15 protein-coding genes are annotated in these 18,212 nt (G+C 62.3%); 13 read left to right on the forward strand and 2 right to left on the reverse strand.

Annotation, left to right across the window (positions count from 1 at the left end):
* The first annotated feature begins 6 nt into the window (after positions 1–6).
* From mraY to lpxC, 10 genes are all read left to right on the forward strand, one after another.
* Positions 7–1,089: a phospho-N-acetylmuramoyl-pentapeptide-transferase gene (gene mraY / locus R6258_RS17215; protein ID WP_318452929.1), complete on the forward strand. Its 1,083-nt coding sequence runs from the start codon at positions 7–9 to the stop codon at positions 1,087–1,089.
* 55 nt (positions 1,090–1,144) lie between these two features.
* Complete coding sequence (gene murD / locus R6258_RS17220; protein WP_318452930.1) at positions 1,145–2,551, forward strand: UDP-N-acetylmuramoyl-L-alanine--D-glutamate ligase; 1,407 nt, start codon at positions 1,145–1,147, stop codon at positions 2,549–2,551.
* A complete protein-coding gene (gene ftsW, locus R6258_RS17225) occupies positions 2,548–3,711 on the forward strand; it encodes a putative lipid II flippase FtsW (RefSeq protein WP_318452931.1) in 1,164 nt (387 codons plus the stop codon). The genes murD and ftsW overlap by 4 nt, the downstream gene beginning before the upstream one ends.
* A 74-nt stretch (positions 3,712–3,785) precedes the next feature.
* Positions 3,786–4,853: an undecaprenyldiphospho-muramoylpentapeptide beta-N-acetylglucosaminyltransferase gene (murG, locus tag R6258_RS17230; RefSeq protein ID WP_318452959.1), complete on the forward strand. Its 1,068-nt coding sequence runs from the start codon at positions 3,786–3,788 to the stop codon at positions 4,851–4,853.
* Between the two features lie 43 nt (positions 4,854–4,896).
* Complete coding sequence (murC, locus tag R6258_RS17235; RefSeq protein ID WP_318452961.1) at positions 4,897–6,309, forward strand: UDP-N-acetylmuramate--L-alanine ligase; 1,413 nt, start codon at positions 4,897–4,899, stop codon at positions 6,307–6,309.
* Positions 6,306–7,256 (forward strand): D-alanine--D-alanine ligase, encoded by a 951-nt coding sequence (locus tag R6258_RS17240; RefSeq protein ID WP_318452932.1) that lies wholly within the window; start codon positions 6,306–6,308, stop codon positions 7,254–7,256. The genes murC and R6258_RS17240 overlap by 4 nt, the downstream gene beginning before the upstream one ends.
* 4 nt (positions 7,257–7,260) lie before the next feature.
* The gene (locus R6258_RS17245; RefSeq protein WP_318452934.1) at positions 7,261–7,989 is read left to right on the forward strand and encodes a cell division protein FtsQ/DivIB; all 729 of its coding nucleotides are present in this window, start codon (positions 7,261–7,263) and stop codon (positions 7,987–7,989) included.
* Positions 7,990–8,193: 204 nt separating this feature from the next.
* Complete coding sequence (ftsA, locus tag R6258_RS17250; protein WP_318452936.1) at positions 8,194–9,468, forward strand: cell division protein FtsA; 1,275 nt, start codon at positions 8,194–8,196, stop codon at positions 9,466–9,468.
* Between the two features lie 36 nt (positions 9,469–9,504).
* Positions 9,505–10,668, forward strand: a complete 1,164-nt coding sequence (gene ftsZ, locus R6258_RS17255) for a cell division protein FtsZ (protein ID WP_318452938.1) — start codon at positions 9,505–9,507, stop codon at positions 10,666–10,668.
* A 113-nt stretch (positions 10,669–10,781) separates the two neighbouring features.
* Positions 10,782–11,696 carry a UDP-3-O-acyl-N-acetylglucosamine deacetylase gene (gene lpxC, locus R6258_RS17260; RefSeq protein WP_318452940.1) on the forward strand — a complete coding sequence of 305 codons (915 nt, stop codon included), beginning with the start codon at positions 10,782–10,784 and terminating at the stop codon, positions 11,694–11,696.
* 110 nt (positions 11,697–11,806) lie between these two features.
* Here the strand turns inward: lpxC and R6258_RS17265 are convergent, their stop codons facing one another.
* Positions 11,807–12,289: a DUF721 domain-containing protein gene (locus tag R6258_RS17265; RefSeq protein ID WP_318452941.1), complete on the reverse strand. Its 483-nt coding sequence runs from the start codon at positions 12,287–12,289 to the stop codon at positions 11,807–11,809.
* 499 nt (positions 12,290–12,788) lie between these two features.
* On the opposite strand from R6258_RS17265, the gene secA reads away from it, so the two are divergent.
* From secA to R6258_RS17280, 3 genes are all read left to right on the forward strand, one after another.
* Positions 12,789–15,512, forward strand: a complete 2,724-nt coding sequence (gene secA / locus R6258_RS17270; RefSeq protein WP_318452942.1) for a preprotein translocase subunit SecA — start codon at positions 12,789–12,791, stop codon at positions 15,510–15,512.
* A 70-nt stretch (positions 15,513–15,582) separates the two neighbouring features.
* Positions 15,583–16,797: a bifunctional glutamate N-acetyltransferase/amino-acid acetyltransferase ArgJ gene (gene argJ, locus R6258_RS17275; protein WP_318452944.1), complete on the forward strand. Its 1,215-nt coding sequence runs from the start codon at positions 15,583–15,585 to the stop codon at positions 16,795–16,797.
* Between the two features lie 76 nt (positions 16,798–16,873).
* Positions 16,874–17,821 (forward strand): Nudix family hydrolase, encoded by a 948-nt coding sequence (locus R6258_RS17280; RefSeq protein WP_318452946.1) that lies wholly within the window; start codon positions 16,874–16,876, stop codon positions 17,819–17,821.
* A gap of 168 nt (positions 17,822–17,989) precedes the next feature.
* Here the strand turns inward: R6258_RS17280 and R6258_RS17285 are convergent.
* Positions 17,990–18,212 (reverse strand): hypothetical protein (locus tag R6258_RS17285; protein ID WP_318452947.1); only part of this gene is annotated, 223 nt, incomplete at its 5' end.

The following is an 18,212-nucleotide window of genomic DNA, read 5'->3' on the forward strand; positions in this document are numbered from 1 at the left end:
CGATACATGCTGCTTTTGCTTGCCAATTTTCTGGCTCAATTCCAGAGCGCCTTCACGGTCTTTGACTACCTCACGCTGAGGGCCGTCCTGGGTACGTTGACCGCGCTGCTGCTATGCCTGTGGCTGGGCCCGATGATGATTCGCCGTCTGGTCGAGCGCCAGATCGGTCAGGCGGTGCGCGACGACGGTCCGCAATCGCACCTGTCCAAGGCTGGCACGCCGACCATGGGCGGGGCGATGATTCTGGTGGCGATGGCCATCAGCACGCTGCTGTGGGGCGATCTTAGCAATCACTACGTATGGCTGGTGCTGATCGTCACGCTCGGCTTCGGCGCCATCGGCTGGGTCGACGACTACCGCAAGGTGGTCGAGAAGAATCCGCGCGGGCTACCGGCGCGCTGGAAGTATTTCTGGCAGTCGGTACTGGGTATCGGCGCCGCGCTGTTTCTCTATTACACCGCCGCCAGCCCGGTCGAGACGAGCCTGATCGTGCCGCTTTTCAAGGAAGTCGTCGTCCAACTGGGCTTTTTCTATATCGTGCTGAGCTATCTGGTCATCGTGGGTAGCTCCAACGCGGTCAATCTGACCGACGGCCTCGACGGCCTGGCGATCATGCCCACCGTGATGGTCGCCATGGGGCTGGCGGTATTCGCCTACGCCAGCGGCAACGTCGTTTTCGCCGAGTACCTGCACATCCCGCAGGTCCCGGGGGCGGGCGAGCTGGCGGTCTTCTGCGGCAGCATCGCCGGCGCGGGGCTGGGCTTCCTGTGGTTCAACACCTACCCCGCGCAGGTCTTCATGGGCGATGTCGGTGCGCTGGCGCTGGGCGCCGCGTTGGGTGTCGTGGCGGTCATCGTGCGCCAGGAGATCGTACTGTTCGTGATGGGCGGTGTGTTCGTCATGGAGACCGTGTCGGTGATCCTCCAGGTGGGTTCCTACAAGCTGACCGGGCGACGCATCTTCCGCATGGCGCCACTGCATCATCACTTCGAGCTCAAGGGCTGGCCGGAACCGCGGGTCATCGTGCGTTTCTGGATCATCACCGTCGTGCTGGTGCTGCTCGGCCTGGCCACCCTGAAGATTCGCTGAATGCTCGCTCACCGGTCTCCGGCGGGGCGCACTAGTTAAAGGAGGGCGAGCATCGATGCACGCGGTACCGCAGGGCTATACGCTGGTGGTTGGCCTGGGCGTGTCGGGATGGGCGATCGCCCGCCATCTGACGCGCCAGGCGCTGCCATTCATGATCGCCGATACGCGTGAATCGCCGTCCGGGCTCGAAGCTTTCCAGGCGGCGTTCCCTGACGTCGAGATTCATTGCGGCTCGCTGGACGGCCTCGACCCGAGCCAGGCCGAGGAAATCGTCGTCAGCCCCGGGGTCGACCCCAGGTCTCCCGGGCTGGCCCGTTACTGGCAGGCCACGCTTGCCGGTAAGCCCGGTAAGCCGCGAGTGATCGGCGAGATTGCGCTGTTCGCCCGCGCCTGCCGGGCACCGGTCGCGGCGATCACCGGCGCCAATGCCAAGTCGACGGTGACCACGCTGCTCGGCGAGATGGCCCGCGAATCCGGCAAGCGCGTCGCGGTCGGTGGAAACCTGGGCACCGCCGCGCTGGATCTGCTCGCCGACTGCCCCGACGCCGAACTTTACGTGCTCGAGCTTTCGAGCTTTCAGCTCGAGACGACGCCGCGGCTGGGTGCGGCGGCGGCGGCTTTTCTCAACCTTTCCGAGGATCACCTCGACCGACACGGCGACATGGCCGGCTATCGTGCCGCCAAGCTGGCGATTTTCCGGGGCGCCGGCCATGCGGTTGTCAACGCCGAGGATCACTTGACCTGGCCCGACGATGCCGGCCTGCCGGTGTCGCGTTTCACCACCCAGCCGCCGGGGCCTGGCGAGTGGGGAATCGCCGAGCGTGGCGCCGGGGCCGCGCGCGAGCTTTGGTTGATGCACGGTGAGGTACCGCTCATGGCGGTGCGCGAGATGCGCCTGGCCGGGCGCCACAATCAGGCCAATGCCCTGGCGGCGATGGCGATGGGCGAACGCCTGGGGCTCGCGCGCGAGGCGATGGTTCGCGTACTGAGGCGCTTCACGGGGTTGCCGCACCGCGGCGAACTGGTCGGTGAGGCGCAGGGCATCCGTTGGATCAACGACTCCAAGGGGACCAACGTCGGTGCCACGCTGGCGGCGGTCGCCGGGCTGGGGCCGACGCTCAGTGGGCGCCTCATCTGGCTGGGAGGCGGCGTCGGCAAGGGTGCCGATTTCACTCCCCTGGCCGAACCGCTGGGGCGTTATGCCCGGGAGGCGGTGGTGTTCGGCGCCGACGGCGCGCGTCTGGCACAAGCGCTGGCGGGCCACGTGACGGTAACGCGCTGCGACGACCTGAAGGCGGCCATGGCGCGCGCCAGCGATATCGTCGAACCCGGGGATTGCGTGCTGCTCTCGCCGGCCTGCGCGAGTCTCGATCAGTTCAGCAATTATCAGGCACGTGGCGAGGCTTTCCGCGAAGGCGTCGCGGCCTGGTTGCAAGCATTCGATCAACAGGAGAGGCCATGACCGCCCTGGCTAAGCGCTTGTCGACAACCGGCAAGTCCTTTGACGGCTGGTTGCTGTTCGCCGCTCTCGCCCTGTTGCTGATGGGCTGGGTAATGGTGACCTCGGCTTCTACCGAGATCGCCACCAGCCTGACCGGCAACGCCTACTATTTCAGCCTGCGTCACGGCGTCTTCGATGTGCTGGCGCTGGGGGTCGCTGTGGTCACCCTGCGGGTTCCCCTGGCCTGGTGGCGGCGCAACGGCCCCCGGTTGTTGATGCTTGGGTTTGTGCTTTTGATTGCGGTGCTGGTGGTCGGCCCCGAAATCAACGGTAGTCGCCGCTGGATTCCGCTTGGCGTGGTCAACGTGCAGGCCTCCGAGCTGGCCAAGCTGTTCCTGATCGTCTATCTGGCCGGTTATCTGGAGCGCTTCCTGCCCGGGGTGCGCCGGCACTGGTGGGAGTTCCTCAAGCCGCTGGTAATCATGATGCCACTGGGCGGGCTGCTGATCCTCGAGCCGGATTACGGCGCACTGGTGGTCATGACTGGTTGCTTGATGGGCATGCTGCTGTTGGCCGGGGCGCCGCTGATACGTTTCATGCTGCTGATGATCGCGGTGATCCTGCTCGGCGGCTATGTGGCGGTGGCCGAGCCCTACCGACTGGAGCGGATCACCAGCTTCGCCAACCCCTGGGCCGACATGTATGATTCCGGCTACCAGTTGACCCAGGCGCTGATCGCCTTCGGGCGTGGCCACTGGCTGGGCCTCGGGCTGGGCAACAGCATCCAGAAACTGTTCTACCTGCCCGAAGCGCATACCGACTTCGTGTTTGCGGTGATCGCCGAAGAACTGGGGCTGGTCGGTGCGGTAGCGGTGATCGCGCTATTTGCGATTCTCGTCTATCGCGCTTTGCTGATCGGCCGGCGGGCCGAACTGGCCCGATTGCCGTTTGCGGCCTACCTCAGCTACGGTATTGCCCTGGTTTTCGGCGCCCAGGCATTCATCAATATTGCCGTGAGCACCGGCATGCTGCCGACCAAGGGCTTGACGCTGCCGCTGCTGAGCTACGGCGGGTCGAGCCTGGTCATCAGCGCCGCGATGGTGGCCCTGCTGATGCGCGTCGATATCGATACGCGTCAGCGCGGCCGCAGTTCACCGCCCCGCGGCAAGCCAGCGACCTAAACAAGGAGTACTCGGCGGTGTCAGAGCAAGCAGTGGCCCAGGCGGCCGAGGATAGTCAGCTCCGCGTGCTGATCATGGCCGGCGGTACCGGCGGGCATGTAATCCCCGCGCTGTCGCTGGCCAAGGCGCTGGCGGCTAAAGGTGCCCGGATCGAGTGGCTGGGTAGCCCGAGAGGAATCGAGAACCGCCTGGTCCCGGCGGCCGGCCTGGTTCTGCATCGAATCGACGTGGCGGGCCTGCGCGGCAATGGCCTGATCGGTTGGCTGGCGATACCGGTACGCCTGACCCGGGCGATTTGGCAGGCGCGCCGGGTGATCGCCGCTTTCGATCCTCAATTGGTGGTCGGGCTGGGCGGTTTCGCCAGCGGTCCCGGCGGCCTGGCAGCCTGGTTGTCGCGCCGCCCGTTGCTCGTGCATGAGCAGAATGCCGTCGCCGGGTTGACCAACCAGGTGCTGGCGCGCCTGGCGACGCGCGCCTACGCGGCCTTTCCCGGGGCTTTCCGCAAGTTCGGCGGACGCGAGGCGATCGTCATCGGCAATCCGGTGCGCGAGGAGATCGCGCTACTCGGCGACTCGCCGCGAGAGGCGGCGGAGATGCAGGGGCGAGGGCTTAGATTGCTAGTGGTGGGGGGCTCGCTGGGTGCGGTGGCGCTCAATGAACTGTTGCCCGAGGCCCTCGCCCTGTTGCCCGAAACGCAGCGTCCGGCCGTACGTCATCAGGCCGGGCGCGAACGAGCGGACGCCACCCGTGGCAACTATCGTGCAACGGGCGTAGAGGCCGATATCAGTGAATTCATCGATGACATGGCCGAAGCCTACGACTGGGCCGACCTGGTGGTCTGCCGATCCGGTGCATTGACCGTCGCCGAACTGGCGGCGGCGGCCAAGCCCTCCTTGCTGGTGCCGTTCCCGCACGCCGTCGACGATCATCAGACCGTCAACGCACGGTATCTGGTCGAGGCCGGTGCGGCACGATTATTGCCCCAGAAAACCTTGAGTGCCGCATCGCTTGCCGAAGCGCTGAGCGAGGCACTCGACCCCCAACGACTCGCCGGCATGGCGACAGCGGCACGCGGTCGCGCGCATCTCGACGCTGTCGAGCGGCTGGTAGCTGGCTGTATGGAGACACGTTTTGAGCGATAACAGGCGCGATCCCACACCCGCCCGGACCCGCCGTGGATTGGGTATGCGGCGGACCCGCAACATCCATTTCGTAGGTGTCGGCGGGGCCGGTATGTGCGGCATCGCCGAGGTGCTGGCCAACGAGGGATACCGGGTCAGCGGTAGCGACATCAAGGAATCGCCGATCGTCGCGCACATGCGCCAGTGCGGAATTCACGTGGCGATCGGCCATGCCGCGGATAACGCCCATGGCGCGGATGTCGTCGTGGTTTCCACGGCGGTCGACACGAGCAACCCGGAAATTGCCTGGGCACGCGAGCATCGCGTGCCGGTGGTGCGGCGTGCCGAGATGCTGGCCGAACTGATGCGCTTTCGTCACGGCATCGCCATCGCCGGTGCCCACGGCAAGACCACCACCACCAGCCTTACCGCAACGCTGCTGGGTGAGGGCGGGCTCGATCCCACCTTCGTGATCGGCGGCAAGCTGACCAGCGCGGGGACCAATGCCCGGCTCGGCGCGGGGGATTATCTGGTCGCCGAGGCCGACGAATCGGATGCCTCTTTCCTGCATCTGCAGCCGATGGTCGCGGTGGTGACCAATATCGATGCCGATCACATGGAGACCTATGCGGGCGATTTCGCGCGACTCAAGGATACCTTCGTCGAGTTCCTGCACAACCTGCCGTTCTACGGTCTGGCCGTGGTATGTCTCGACGATGCCAACGTGCGGGAAGTGTTGCCGCGCGTGCAGCGCCAATTCGTCAGCTACGGCTTTCACGAACAGGCCGACTACCGCATCAGCGACTTCGTCCAGCAGGCCGGGGAGATTCGCTTTACCGCCTGGCGTCCCGAAGGCTACGCGCCGCTGAAGGTCCGCCTGGCCATGCCCGGTGAACACAATGCACTCAACGCGTTGGCGGCAATTGCGGTGGCGACCGACGCGGGCGTCGATGACGCGGCGATCCAGCGCGGTCTGGCAAGCTTCGCCGGCGTCGGCCGACGCTTCCAGGTATACGGCGAGTATGCGCTGGCTCATGACCGGGGCGAAGTCATGCTGGTCGACGATTATGGCCATCACCCGCGCGAAGTGGAGATGATCATCCGGGCGGTACGTGCCGGCTGGTCGCAGCGCCGGCTGGTGATGGTCTATCAACCGCATCGCTATTCGCGCACCCACGACCTTTATGAAGATTTCGTGCGCGTGCTCTCCGGTGTCGACGTGCTATTGCTGCTCGATGTATATAGCGCCGGGGAAACGACGATCGCCGGGGCCGACGGGCGCAGCTTGGCCGGCTCGATCCGTCAGCGTGGCGAGGTCGACCCGCTGTTCGTCGAAAGCAAGCACGAGCTCCCCAAGTTGCTGGGCAACGTGCTGCACGACGGAGATATCCTGATTACCCAGGGGGCCGGCGACATCGGCGGGATCGCCGTTGCCCTCGCAGCCGGCCGGCTTCGGATGGAAGAGATCGCATTATGAGCAGTGATACACAGGCCGCGACGCGCGGTGGTCGCCATCAGGATTACGGGCGAGTCGTGGTTCTCTTTGGCGGTGATTCGGCGGAACGCGATGTCTCGCTGGCCAGCGGTGCCGCGGTGCTCGCGGCACTACAGCGCCGCGGCGTCGATGCTCAAGGCTACGATCTGGCCACCGGTGGCCTGACCGGACTTGAGGCGCTGGCGCCGGATCGGGTTTTCATCGCCCTGCATGGGCGGGGCGGGGAAGACGGCACGTTGCAGGGAGCGCTGGAGCTGCTGCGCATTCCCTACACTGGTAGTGGCGTGCTGGCTTCGGCGCTGGGAATGGACAAGCAACGCACCAAGCGGCTCTGGCAGGCGCACGATCTTCTAACGCCTGCGAGCATCACCCTGGGCCCCGATTGCGACTGGCCGACAGTAGTCGAACGCCTGGGTTTGCCGCTTGTCGTCAAACCGATACATGAAGGCTCGACACTCGGCATTACCATCGTTGCCAACGCCGATGATCTGGCCTCGGCCTACCATGAAGCGGCACGCTTTGACGCCGAAGTCATGGCCGAGCGCTTCATTCAGGGCGAAGAATATACCGTGTCGCTGTTGGGGGACGCCATTCTGCCGGCGATACGCGTCGAAGTGCCGAGCGGCTTTTACGACTACCAGGCCAAATACCATTCCAACGAGACGCTCTATCATCTGCCTTGTGGTTTGGATGCCGCGACCGAGACGCGGCTTGGCGAGCTGTGTCGTGATGCCTTTCTCGCCGTGGGCGGGCGTGGCTGGGGCCGCGTGGATGTGATGCGCGACGGCGAGGGGCGCTTCTGGTTGCTCGAAGTGAATACCGTACCCGGCATGACCGACCATAGCCTCGTTCCGCAAGCTGCGGCGCATGCAGGGCTCGATTTCGAGAGCCTGGTGCTGCGCATTCTCGATACAACATTGGAGCCCTGACCGCATGCCGGGAAGCGGTTTCCGCGCTCGCGGGTCGATCCTCGGTCTCGTGCTATTGCTGGTCCTGCTGGGGGCTGGTGGCCGGGCGCTGTGGCTGTGGCTGGACAGGCCCATCCAGCGGGTCTCGATCCGTGGCGATCTGGAACATGTCAGCGCCGCTTATCTGCGTGAGAAACTCACGCCGGTGGTGAGAGGCAAGACCTGGTTGTCGGTTGATCTGGATGAGCTGCGCCGACAGGCCCGGGCGGCCGAGTGGATCGCCGAGGTGCGTGTGTCACGGCAATGGCCCAACTCACTGACGTTCGAACTCTTCGAGCAGCAGCCGATCGCGCGCTGGAACGATAGCCATCTGCTTAATCCGCAGGGCGTCGCTTTTAATCGCGATAACGTGACGGTTTCCGAGGATTTACCCGATCTCGCAGGTCCCGATGGCAGCGGTAGCGAGGTGCTTGCCCTCTATGATCGGCTACAGAATCGATTGCTTCCACTGGGCTTGCATGTCACGCAGCTACGGATGGAAGATCGCGGCGCCTGGCGCGTCCAGATCAATGATGCCTTTTGGCTCATGCTGGGACGTAATCATCGCCAGGAGCGAGTGGCCCGGTTCATCGCCGCATGGCAACGTGAATTGAATAGCGAAGCGTCGCGAATACGCTACATCGATCTACGTTACCCGAACGGTGTTGCCATAGCCTGGCATGGAGAGAGCGACAGTAAGATCGACGAACCTTGAGCTCACATCTTTACCTTTAATACGGCTATCGCCCACCAACAAAGGCGTAGGGGTATTTCTTTCGACGAAAAATACCCGTATTCTGAGCGCGTATTCAATTGAACCGGTTTTAAACGCAGCTTACTCACTATAATCGGTTCAATATCTATTTAGGTTGATAAACGGATTCTTAATTCAGTGAAGATCGAGGAGTAATCCCGACCCATGCCAGGACAATCCAACGCATCCAATATGGTGGTCGGGCTGGATATCGGAACATCGAAGGTGGTCGCCATAGTTGGGCAACCTACCGACGATGGTGGTCTCGAGATCGCCGGGATAGGCTCGCATCCCTCGAGGGGGATGAAGAAGGGCGTGGTCATCAACATCGAGTCTACGGTGCAGTCGATTCAGCGTGCCGTGGAAGAGGCCGAGTTGATGGCCGGTTGCGATATTCACTCGGTCTATGTCGGTATCGCCGGCAGCCATATTAGTTCGATGAATTCCGATGGTGTGGTGGCGATCAAGGATCGCGAAGTCACTCCTTCGGATATCGATCGAGTCATCGATTCCGCGCGAGCGCGTGCGATATCCGAAGGACAACGGATACTGCATGTGTTGCCTCAGGAGTTCGCCATCGATACCCAGGAGGGTATTCGCGAGCCGCTAGGCATGTCCGGGGTGCGACTCGAGGCGCGCGTGCATCTGGTCACCGCAGCGTTGAACGCGGTGCAGAACATCGAGAAGTGCGTGCGGCGTTGCGGGCTCGAGGTCGATGCCATCATCTTGGAACAACTGGCCTCGAGCCATGCCGTGCTGACAGAAGACGAACGCGAACTAGGCGTTTGCATGGTGGATATCGGTGGCGGCACCACGGATATCGCGGTATTCACCGAGGGCGCCATTCGCCATACGGCGGTCATTCCCATCGCCGGCGACCAGGTGACCAACGATATCGCCATGGCGCTGCGCACGCCGACCCAATACGCTGAGGACATCAAGGTCAAATACGCCTGTGCGTTGACCCAACTGGCCTCGAGCGACGAGATGATCAAAGTTCCCAGCGTAGGCGACCGCCCGGCTCGTGATCTGTCGAGGCAGGCATTGGCCGAAGTGGTCGAGCCGCGCTACGAGGAACTCTTTACTTTAGTACGTGAGGAACTGAGGCGCAGCGGCTATGAGGATCTCGTGGCCGCAGGCGTGGTGCTGACCGGGGGCACATCACGCATGGAAGGCGTGGTCGAGCTCGCGGAGGAGATATTCCATATGCCGGTACGCATTGCCAGTCCGCAGAATGTACGAGGCCTGGCGGATGTGGTACGTAATCCGATTTATTCCACAGGCGTGGGTTTGCTACTCTACGGTATGCGCGATGCCAAGCATGCGCAGAGCCGTGCAGTTTCCGCCCAGCCCCGTAGAGAGGAAGTCTCGCGGCGTGGTCTCAAGGACGGCATTTCGGCGCTGGAACGGGTCAAAGGCTGGTTCAAAGGAAATTTCTGACAGGGCCGCACTGCGCGGTCACAGGAGACGGGGCAAATGTTCGAACTGGTAGATAACGCACCTTCCAGCAGCGCAGTCATCAAGGTGATAGGCGTTGGTGGAGGCGGCGGCAATGCCGTCAATCACATGGTCGAAAGCAACATCGATGGCGTCGAGTTCATCTGCGCCAATACCGATGCGCAGGCGCTCAAGCGCGTTGCCGCCAAGACCGTTCTCCAGTTAGGCAGCGAGATCACCAAGGGGCTCGGTGCGGGTGCCAGCCCGGACGTGGGGCGTCAGGCCGCCATGGAAGACCGCGAGCGCATCGCCGAGCTTCTCCAGGGTGCCGACATGGTATTCATTACCGCAGGCATGGGTGGTGGTACCGGTACCGGGGGGGCGCCCGTGGTCGCTCAGGTAGCCAAGGAACTGGGGATCCTCACGGTCGCGGTGGTTACCCGGCCCTTCCCATTCGAAGGTCCCAAGCGCATGCGTGTCGCCGAGGAGGGCATGCGTGAGCTTTCCGAGCACGTCGACTCGCTGATCACCATCCCCAATGAAAAGCTGCTGGCCGTACTGGGCAAGAGCGCCAGTCTGCTGACTGCCTTCAGTGCTGCCAACGATGTCCTGTTGGGCGCCGTGCAGGGGATCGCCGAGCTGATCACCAGCCCCGGCATCATCAACGTCGACTTTGCCGATGTGCGCACCGTGATGTCCGAGATGGGCATGGCGATGATGGGCACTGGCGGCGCCACCGGCGAGAACCGCGCCCGGGAAGCCGCCGAGAAGGCGATCCGCAGCCCGCTGCTCGAAGACATCGATCTGCATGGTGCACGTGGGATCCTGGTCAATATTACTGCCGGGCCCGACCTGTCCATCGGTGAGTTCAACGATGTCGGTGCCACCGTGCAGGAGTTCGCCTCCCAGGACGCGACGATCGTGGTGGGTACGGCCATCGACATGGAAATGTCCGATGAGTTGCGTGTCACGGTGGTGGCGGCGGGGCTCGATGGCCGCCGTGAGAAACCGGCGGGCCGCGAGGCTGCGACGCGTCCGGAGACGACTGACTATCGCAAGTTGCAACAGCCGACAGTCATGCGCCAGCAGGCGGCCAAGGCCGATCAGGAGGAGGCGGCCAAGGCGCGCCAGGAGCGGCGCAAGAGCAAGGAGATGGACGATTATCTGGACATTCCGGCCTTTCTGCGGCGCCAAGCCGATTGAGTTCCGCTATCGTGACGATGGGTATGGCCGGATGACATTTTTTTGTTTAAACAGCTGTTCGATGTTATAGTGAACACTGTTTCACAACTCTGATGACAGCCTGGCCATTGCCCATGATCAAGCAAAGAACACTCAAGAACACCATGCGCGCCACGGGCGTGGGTCTTCACTCCGGTGAAAAGGTCTACCTGACCCTACGCCCGGCCTCGGCCGACACAGGGATCGTGTTCGTTCGCACCGATCTCGATCCCGTCGTGTACATTCCTGCGCGCGCCGAGAACGTTACCGATACAACGCTATGTACGGCCTTATCCTGCGATGGCGTCAAGGTGGCAACGGTCGAGCACTTGATGTCTGCGTTCGCGGGGTTGGGTATCGACAATGCCTTCGTCGAGCTCAGCGCCGCCGAAGTACCGATCATGGACGGCAGTGCGGGGCCTTTCGTATTCCTGATTCAGTCCGCGGGAATCGCCGAGTTGGAAGCGCCCAAGAAGTTTATCCGCATCAAGCGGGAAATCGTGGTGCGTGACGAGGACAAGGAGGCGATCTTTCTGCCCTACAACGGCTTCAAGGTTTCCTTTTCGATCGATTTCGATCATCCAGTCTTCGAAAACCAGAAACAAACGGCAAGCGTCGACTTCTCGACGACCTCTTTCGTCAAGGAGGTGTCACGCGCGCGTACGTTCGGCTTCATGCGTGACCTGGAATTCCTGCGCTCGCACAATCTCGCGCTGGGAGGCAGCTTGGACAACGCCATCGTCGTGGACGATTACCGCATCCTCAACGAGGGTGGGCTGCGTTACGACGACGAGTTCGTCAAGCACAAGGTACTCGACGCCATTGGCGATCTGTATCAGCTTGGGTATAGCTTGATCGGCGAGTTCCGAGGCGTGAAGTCGGGGCATGCGCTCAACAACCAGCTGTGTCGCGCCATGCTGGCGAATCCCGAATCGTGGGAAATCGTCACCTTCGAGGGGGCCAGCCAAAAGGCACCGATCTCCTATTCGGCTCCGGCAATGGCCATGTAGGATCGATACATACACTCGGCATGTCATCATTGACGCCAGCCCCTTCGGGGCTGGCGTTTTTCGTATGCGACCTTTCTGAACGAACTGGGCGGACGACTTCGCAGATGCGGTTAGTGCGCGCCAGTCGGCGGCTCGGCATGAGCGGCCAAGCGTTCGAGGGCTCGTTTCAAGCGGGGATCCTCGGTATCGCGGGCACAGCTCGAGAGCTCATCGGCCGCTTGGCTCGACAAGGCGCGAGGCCGAATAATCGGCGCCTTGGGGGGCGCGACCGGGCGCACCTTGAACGTCAGACCGGTAACGGCTTCGAGTTCGGGCAATTGGCGCAGTAGTTCGAGCAGGCGCGTCTGCTCGTAACGAAGCCAGGTCAGCCAGACGGCACGGTCGGTGATCAAAGTGAGCTTGCCTTGGCGGTAGCCGCCGACGAAGAGATGGGGGCGCACCTCCTCCGGCAAGTGGCTGCGTAGGTGTTCTTGCGCGCGACCAATCACGTTGGCCACACGCATCAGGCCATTGAGTTCCGAGCTGCGACGGCCACTGCCGTCGAGTAGCGTTGTGGTGGGCTGGGCGCGAAAACGCTTAGCCTTTATACTCATTGGCTTGCACTGTTGCTGAGCGGTGCCCTCAATCTAGCATGCCCCGGAGCCCTTCAACAGCATGACCGATGTGACGTTCGATCCCCAGGCCGAAACCAGTGGCAGCCGGCAGCGCTCAAGACGCCTGTCGCGTTGGTGGCTGGCCGGCTTGTTGGTCGGCTGTTTGCTGCCCTCGTCACTGGTACATGCAGAAGCGGTGCGTATTGCCGAGCAATTGACACAGATTTGCTTGATGGCTCCGGCGGCCATTCGAGCCGAATCGCGCCGCGTGGCCCGGCGTAGGGCGCAACGCAGCATGCCGCGCCGCCGGCACCTCAGTGCATGTCCCGAAGCCGTGCGTACTCAACGCGAAGGGCGACCCTGTGCCGGGCTCGATGTTCTGAATCGACGAGGTCCGCCTCGGCGAATGATCTGAACTGGCCGGTGCGCCAGTCCGTCGCTTGCCGAGGCGCCAAGTGGCGCCTCGCTACAATGATTACTTCGTGATTCAGGATATCCAATGTTAAACACCCTGGTACGCAAGATGGTCGGCTCGAAGAACGACCGTGAAGTGAAACGTATGGGCAAGCTCACCGGCGAGATCGGCGCTTTCGAACAGAGCGTCGCAGCGCTGGCCGATGAGGAGCTACGGCAACGTACAGAGCAACTGCGCGAACGCCTCAGAGGCGGTGAAAGTCTCGACAAGCTATTGCCCGAAGCCTTTGCTTGTGTGCGCGAGGCCAGCCAGCGAGTCATGGGCATGCGCCACTTCGACGTCCAGTTGATCGGCGGGATTACACTGCATCGGGGGCGCATTGCCGAGATGAAGACCGGCGAAGGCAAGACGCTGGTGGCGACCCTGGCCGTCTACCTCAACGCGTTGCCGGGCCGTGGCGTGCATGTGGTCACCGTCAACGACTATCTCGCGCGGCGCGACGCCGAGTGGATGCGTCCGCTCTATGAATCGCTGGGCCTGACGGTCGGGGTGATCTATTCGGGGCAGACCTCCGAAGAGAAGCGTGCGGCTTACGCCTGCGACATCACCTACGGAACCAACAACGAGTTCGGTTTCGATTATCTGCGTGACAATATGGCTTTCTCGCTGGGCGATAAGGTCCAGCGCGAGCTGCATTACGCGATCGTCGATGAAGTCGATTCCATTCTCATCGACGAGGCAAGAACGCCGCTGATCATCTCGGGACCCGTCGAGGAGAATACCGACCTCTACAAGGTCGTGGACCGGCTGGCGACCGAGCTCAAGCAGTGTGAGGATCCCGAAGATCCCGAGAGCGGCGAATTCAATCTCGAAGAAAAGCAAAAGCAGGTCGAACTGACCGAAGCCGGCCATCATAAGGTAGAAGAGTTGATGCGTCGCCAGGGCCTGCTGGCCGAGGATGACTCTCTCTACTCAGCGCAGAATCTGGGGCTGCTGCAACACATGCATTCCGCGCTCCGCGCTCGCCACCTCTTTCATCGGGACGTTGATTACATCGTCAGCAACGGCGAGGTAGTCATCGTCGATGAGCATACCGGTCGCAGCATGCCGGGGCGTCGCTGGTCGGAGGGGTTGCACCAGGCAGTAGAAGCCAAGGAAGGCGTGGCCATCCAGAAGGAAAGCCAGACGCTGGCCTCGACGACTTTCCAGAACTATTTCAGGCTCTATGAAAAGCTTGCCGGGATGACCGGTACGGCCGATACCGAAGCCTTCGAATTTCGTCAGATCTACGGGCTCGATGTCACGGTCATTCCCACCAACAAGCCCATCGCGCGTACCGATTACAACGACCTGGTCTACCTCTCCGCCCAGGAGAAGTACGAGGCGATCATCGAGGACGTCAAGGTCCAGCGTGAGGCCGGCCGGCCGGTGCTGGTCGGTACGGCGTCCATCGAGACCTCCGAGCTGCTGGCGGACCTGATGAAGCGGGGGGGCATCCCGCACAACGTGCTCAACGCCAAGCAACACCAGAGCGAGGCAGAAATCATCGCTCAGGCGGGGCGCCCCGGGGCCATAACCATTGCGACGAACATGGCGGGCCGCGGTACCGACATCGTTCTGGGGGGGAACTGGGAGGCCGAAGTCGCCAAGCTGGACAATCCCAGTCAGGCGCAGATCGATGCCGCCAAGGCCGAATGGCAGCAGCGTCACGATGCGGTCCTGGAGGCCGGTGGGCTGCATGTCATCGGCTCCGAGCGCCATGAGTCACGGCGTATCGACAATCAGTTGCGTGGTAGGGCGGGGCGCCAGGGCGATCCCGGTTCGACGCGCTTCTTCCTATCGCTGGAAGATAACCTGATGCGCCTGTTCGGCTCCGAACGGGTCCAGCGCCTGATGCAGGCGCTGGGGCTCGAGCATGGCGAGGCGATCGAGCACAAGATGGTTTCCAACGCCGTCGAGCGGGCCCAGAAGAAGGTCGAAGGTCGCAACTTCGATATTCGCAAGCAGCTGCTCGAATACGACGATGTGGCTAACGACCAGCGTCGAGTGATCTACGACCAGCGCGATGCCATTCTCGGTGCCGATGAGGTAGCCGAGAACGTGGCAGGCATCCGCGACGAAGTCCTAGATGAAGCGATCACCGCCTACGTTCCGCCGCAGAGCCTGCCCGAACAATGGGATCTGGAAGGGTTGCAGCATCATCTCAAGAGCGAGTTCAATCTCGACGTGCCGCTGCTGGAGTGGGCCGAGGAGGATGAGCATTTCCATGAGGAGCTGCTGCGCGAGCGTCTACAGAACCAGCATCGCGAGATCTATGCGGCCAAGGTCGAGGCGGTCGGCCCCGAGCTGATGCGGCGCTTCGAGAAGCAGGTCATGCTTCAGGTGCTGGATACCCGCTGGAAGGAACACCTGCAATCGATGGACCATTTGCGGCGCGGCATCCACTTGCGGGGCTATGCCCAGAAGAATCCCAAGCAGGAGTACAAGCGTGAGGCTTTCGAGCTTTTTCAGAACCTGTTGACCAACATCAAGCATGATGTCACGCGCATCTTGAGTCATGTGCAAGTCCGCAGGCAGGAAGAGGTCGATGAACTGGAGCAGCAGCGTCGCGAAACGCTCGAGCGTGAGAAAGCCTCTGCAACGCAGCAGCATGAAGCGGCCGAGAATGAAGCTGCACCGAGCGGTGAGCAGGAGGAGGCCGCAGCCTCCCAGACGGTACGGCGCGAAGGACCGAAAGTCGGTCGTAACGATCCGTGTCCCTGTGGCTCCGGCAAGAAGTACAAGCAGTGTCATGGCAAGTTGAATTAACCGCGTAAGTGCTTGGCGGCGGCCGTGCGGCCGCCGTGGGCCCGAGGCACATTGATTCAGGAGGCGAGGGATGGCGGTAGGCGAAGCAGTCTTCCCGCAAATGCCAGCTATTGCCGGGATTCGGCTCGGCACGGCACGGGCGGGGATCAAGAAAGCAGGACGCCGCGACGTCCTGATAGTCGAAGTGCCGGAGCAGGCGCGAGTCGCCGGTGTCTTTACGCGCAACGCGTTCTGCGCCGCGCCGGTGCATGTCGCCAAACGCCATTTGCTGCATCGGGCGAGTCGCTACCTGCTGATCAACACCGGCAACGCCAATGCCGGCACCGGCGCACAGGGCATGCAGGACGCCAATGCCTGTTGCGATGCCCTGGCGACACTCACCCATGTGGCCAGCCATAGTGTCCTGCCTTTCTCCACCGGGGTGATTGGCGAACGGCTACCCGTCGAGCGCATTTGCAACAGTCTTCCCGAGGCCTTGGCGAGTCTGGACGATTCGGCTGTCGCTTGGGAGCTTGCCGGGCAGACCATTTTGACCACCGATACGCGTCCCAAGGGGGCCACCGCGACGTGTTACGTCAATGATCAGAAGGTGACCATCAACGGCATCGCCAAGGGTTCGGGTATGATCAAGCCGAACATGGCCACCATGCTGGCCTTTGTGGCTACCGATGCGGAAATCGAGACGACGTTGCTAGAGACATTGTTGCGTGACAGCGTGGATCGCAGCTTCAACTGCATCACCGTCGACAGCGATACTTCAACCAACGATGCCTGCATGCTGATCGCCACTGGCGAAGGGCCGAGCATCGTCGGCCATGCGTCTCTCGCTGCGTTTCGCGAAGCGCTGGATGAGGTCACTGGGGAGCTTGCCCAGGCAATCATCCGTGACGGTGAGGGGGCGACCAAATTCGTCACGCTGGATGTGCAAGGGGCCAGATCTCGCGATGAGGCGTTGGACGTGGCTTTCACCGTGGCGCATTCACCCCTGGTCAAGACCGCCTTGTACGCCTCGGACGCCAATTGGGGGCGTATCCTGGCGGCGGTGGGCCGGGCGCCGGTCGAAGATTTCGATGTCGAGCGCGTGGTCATAGATTTGGGCGAAGTGCCGCTGGTAGAAGCGGGAGGGCGTGCTCCCGGCTACACCGAAGAGGCGGGAAGCGCGGTGATGGCCCGCGACGAGATAGGCATACGCATTGACCTGGGGCGCGGCGAAGCCGCAGCAACGGTTTGGACGTCCGATCTGTCTCATGACTACGTTTCGATCAACGCCGATTATCGTAGCTAACATCGACCGAAGTTTTGGAATGAGCGAATTCTCTCGTGAATTCGTGTCAGTAACGCGACAAGGGTAATAAGGCAACATGATCAAGCGACGGGTGCACGTGGCGGCTGCCGCCATCTTCAGTGATGACGGCCAGGAAGTATTGCTTGCCAGGCGGCCCTCTACGGTCGATCAAGGCGGGCTATGGGAGTTTCCCGGTGGCAAGCTGGCTCCTTACGAGACCGGTTTCGTAGCCCTGCAACGCGAGCTCTACGAGGAGCTGGGGCTCACGATCGATCGAGCTCAGCCGTTGATCCGTGTCCACCACGAATACCCCGACAAGCACATCCTGCTCGATGTCTGGCAGGTACGCGCCTTCAGCGGCGAGCCCTACGGGCGAGAGGGGCAGGCCGTGCGCTGGGTGAAGCTCGACGAGCTGTTCAATTATCCATTTCCGGCGGCCAACTTGCCTATCCTGCGGGCCGTGATGCTGCCCACCGAATACCTTATCAGTGCCGAAGAAGCCGAAGATGGGGTCTTTCTGAGCAAGCTGGAGCGGGCGCTGCAGGAAGACAACATTCGCCTCGTACAGCTGCGGGCCAAGAAGCTGGACCACGAAGCCTACGTGCAGCGTGCCGAGCAGGCGCTCGCCCTGTGCCGCCAGTACAAGGCTCGGTTGCTGCTCAATGGCGAGCCCGAATTGCTGGAGCGCATCGACGCCGATGGCATTCACCTGACCAGCGATCGCCTGATGACTCTCGATCGTCGGCCTATCGTGCAGGGTAAGTGGCTTTCTGCGTCGACCCATAATGCCGAGCAGCTCGATCAGGCCGCACACATTGGCTGTGATTTCGTCACGCTTTCGCCGCTTCGCACGACCCCGACGCACCCCGATGCGACGCCTCTCGGCTGGCATGATTTTCAGCAACTGGTGGAGCCGGCCGGTATGCCGGTTTTTGCGCTTGGCGGCATGACCCGGCACGATGCCAACCATGCAAGGGCAGTTGGCGCTCAAGGCATCGCTTCGATACGTGATTTCTGGCGTTAGGGCTGAACCGATGGGCCCGAGACGAGTGCGCTGCATGCGATATTTTAGTGCCCGGTGCGCGCCAGAGGGACTAAACTGAAAAATATCCGATGGATCCCTTGCGTTCGCCGCAGCAGATCCGTAAAGTACGCATCCGCTGCCGACGACGCACAGCGTCACCGGCGGTTTCTAGGAAGCAAGTGGTTGTTTCGTGAAGGGTTTTAGGAAATCGATCGAAAGATTTTGATGGCCGGAAACACTCGCAAGCACTACACTGTCCTCGCAGTTCGAGCCCTGCTCGACGCGCTGGTTTGAAAGCGCGGCGGATGCGATAGGCGCTTGACAGCGCGGCCCGGATCGGTAGAATACGCCTTCCTCGCAGGGCGCTGGCGAGCCACCCGATGGCGCGACG

It is taken from the genome of Halomonas sp. HP20-15, assembly GCF_033446685.1.
In the GTDB taxonomy this organism is placed as follows: Bacteria; Pseudomonadota; Gammaproteobacteria; order Pseudomonadales; family Halomonadaceae; genus Modicisalibacter.

Bases quoted from the DNA above. Each gene is read 5' to 3' on its own strand.
- mraY (WP_318452929.1), top strand. From the start codon at position 7: ATGCTGCTTTTGCTTGCCAATTTTCTGGCTCAATTCCAGAGCGCCTTC.
- murD (WP_318452930.1), top strand. From the start codon at position 1,145: ATGCACGCGGTACCGCAGGGCTATACGCTGGTGGTTGGCCTGGGCGTG.
- ftsW (WP_318452931.1), top strand. From the start codon at position 2,548: ATGACCGCCCTGGCTAAGCGCTTGTCGACAACCGGCAAGTCCTTTGAC.
- murG (WP_318452959.1), top strand. From the start codon at position 3,786: ATGGCCGGCGGTACCGGCGGGCATGTAATCCCCGCGCTGTCGCTGGCC.
- murC (WP_318452961.1), top strand. From the start codon at position 4,897: ATGCGGCGGACCCGCAACATCCATTTCGTAGGTGTCGGCGGGGCCGGT.
- R6258_RS17240 (WP_318452932.1), top strand. From the start codon at position 6,306: ATGAGCAGTGATACACAGGCCGCGACGCGCGGTGGTCGCCATCAGGAT.
- R6258_RS17245 (WP_318452934.1), top strand. From the start codon at position 7,261: ATGCCGGGAAGCGGTTTCCGCGCTCGCGGGTCGATCCTCGGTCTCGTG.
- ftsA (WP_318452936.1), top strand. From the start codon at position 8,194: ATGCCAGGACAATCCAACGCATCCAATATGGTGGTCGGGCTGGATATC.
- ftsZ (WP_318452938.1), top strand. From the start codon at position 9,505: ATGTTCGAACTGGTAGATAACGCACCTTCCAGCAGCGCAGTCATCAAG.
- lpxC (WP_318452940.1), top strand. From the start codon at position 10,782: ATGATCAAGCAAAGAACACTCAAGAACACCATGCGCGCCACGGGCGTG.
- R6258_RS17265 (WP_318452941.1), bottom strand. From the start codon at position 12,289: ATGAGTATAAAGGCTAAGCGTTTTCGCGCCCAGCCCACCACAACGCTA.
- secA (WP_318452942.1), top strand. From the start codon at position 12,789: ATGTTAAACACCCTGGTACGCAAGATGGTCGGCTCGAAGAACGACCGT.
- argJ (WP_318452944.1), top strand. From the start codon at position 15,583: ATGGCGGTAGGCGAAGCAGTCTTCCCGCAAATGCCAGCTATTGCCGGG.
- R6258_RS17280 (WP_318452946.1), top strand. From the start codon at position 16,874: ATGATCAAGCGACGGGTGCACGTGGCGGCTGCCGCCATCTTCAGTGAT.